The sequence below is a fragment of the Streptomyces sp. NPDC051104 genome, from assembly GCF_040682835.1.
GTDB lineage: Bacteria > Actinomycetota > Actinomycetes > Streptomycetales > Streptomycetaceae > Streptomyces > Streptomyces cynarae.
Map to the genome: position 1 here is coordinate 1 of NZ_JBFBBS010000120.1, position 2045 is coordinate 2045.

The 2045-nt window shown below is 36.4% G+C and carries 4 protein-coding genes; all 4 read right to left on the reverse strand.

The features are described from left to right. Positions 1-201: hypothetical protein (locus AB0N14_RS39890; protein WP_366030576.1), on the reverse strand; the 201-nt coding region annotated here is incomplete at its 3' end. Further along, entirely contained in the window at positions 179-652 is a 474-nt protein-coding gene (locus AB0N14_RS39895) for a phage terminase small subunit P27 family (protein ID WP_021214441.1), read from the reverse strand. The genes AB0N14_RS39890 and AB0N14_RS39895, both read right to left, overlap by 23 nt. 128 nt (positions 653-780) lie before the next feature. Then, the gene (locus AB0N14_RS39900; protein WP_366030579.1) at positions 781-1293 is read right to left on the reverse strand and encodes an HNH endonuclease; all 513 of its coding nucleotides are present in this window, start codon (positions 1291-1293) and stop codon (positions 781-783) included. A gap of 443 nt (positions 1294-1736) precedes the next feature. After that, positions 1737-2045: DUF722 domain-containing protein (locus AB0N14_RS39905; protein ID WP_366030577.1), on the reverse strand; the 309-nt coding region annotated here is incomplete at its 5' end.

Sequence of the window (2045 nt, forward strand, 5' to 3'; positions counted from 1 at the left end):
CCCAGATTTTGTTATATCGTCTAATACTGCGAATGCATATCTTGTGCCAGGGTCTCTATATTTAGCACGTATTTCTGAAAAATCAATACTATGATAAGCTCCTAAGACGTCGTGGTCCTGCGTTAAATCAACTTTAAATTCAATGATAAGATTATTCATTGTTTTTGTAGGAGCTAACTCAGTAATCATCATCACCTCCATCAAAGAACGCCTTCATCTTATCTTTAGTGCTTTTTTCATTCGTATCTTGCATGTTAAGCTCTATCAATTCAGAACGTGATTTTGGCGATAAACCTAACTCAGAACCAATCTTTGTAAGATTTTTTATTGCATCCGAGTAAATTTGAGTCATTGGATTACGTTTAAAACCTTGAAATTGTCTGTCAATAATTTCACCAGTCATATCTTGAACTGGTTTATAAATTTCTTGAACCTCACCATGTTTTTTAAGATGTTCGTATGAATTTCTATAAATTTCATACTGAGTACAGTACATTTCAACTAAAAACGAATCAATCTTATCAACTGGCTTTTGTTCCTCAAGAAAGGGAACAGTTTTACGCCAACAAGCACTTGCGAGAGGAGAAAGGTGCTTAGGTGCACGATAGGACAACTTCCCGTCATTACTGTCTTTGAACTTCTTAGCTGTCATTTTTTCTCCTTTCTTTTAGTGTTTTGACCCCCCCTATATAAAAATTTTCAAAAATGGGTTTTCAAGCAAGACGATACCTATGTGTGTGCTTTTCCTAGTATAAGTATAGGGGGGAGGGTTGTTAAAAATTATCGTTCATTTTTTTGAAAGTCAGGCACATCTTTTACATTTTTTATGGGGATTACATTTTTAGTTTTATTTCCGTAACCAGTTCCATAATAAATTTGTTCCCACTTAGTTTTCCTTGTGTGGCATTTGCTACAGCAGAAAGCCAAGTTATCCATGATGGTCTTACCATTCAAGTCAAACTCAACTGGCACGATGTGGTCCACTATCTTGCCAGTTCTTACTCTATTATGTGCTTTGCAGTACTGACAAAGGAAGTTATCTCTACGTCTTACTACATCACGTATAGACTTCCATTGCTTGCTTTGATAGAACTTGTTCTGTTCTACTTTAATGTCGCTATACTCACGCTTGCGTTTGTTATAGTCTTTGTATCGTTTACTATCATCATTACGATTAGTCCATCGCTCTCTACTTGCTTGATATGCTGCTTCTTTATCAGCGTGCTTAGTACAATAGTGCAGTGGTCTAACAACTACAGCGTGGCAGTTAGGCTCACGACATCGTCCAGTCATTGGCAAGATAGCATCTCCTTTCCAACAATAAAAGGCTGCCCAATGGACAACCTGTAATAAAATATAACAGCAAGATAGAGGCTCGAACTCTATAACTTCTAATAGCGAAGTCGTTTCTATTCCTTGCTCGATGTCCTAACCCACTCAACATCATTACTCTTGTAATGTTTTTTCTTGCAATATCTGCCGTACTAGTATTATCGGATTTATATTGCAGAGGTCCTATAGCAAGTCAGGGAGTCGAACCCTGCACACTCTCCAGTGGTGCTTTCCTTACTACGCTGGTTTATCGTCCAGCAACGTTATGAAGTATATCCAAACCGAATTAGTTGTTGTTTTTTGCTTTTGCCTTTTACTTCATAATACAAGTATATCAGCAAAAACAAGGGTCAAGGTTCCGTTTTTAGGCAATTTCGATTCTTTTTTTGCCTATTTTGTCCCTCTCAAATTAAGTGAATAACAAAAGAATAGATGTCATTCCTAAATTTATAATAAGCAGCTTTAGCTTTCTTCTGTGGAACTTCAAATCCTTGAACATCCAATTCTTGCATTACTTGATACCAGTATCTGCCATTATATCCTTCACATTTTAGTCTTATTACCTCCTTTTCAACTTGAATCAAAGGTAGATACCAGATGTCGATTTGTCTTATCAATTCTCTTAATCTGATTAATTCCTCATCATTTTCAAGCGCTTCTTTATTTAAAACATGACTTTCAGGTTCAGAACCTCCAGAATAAGCCGTACGAAT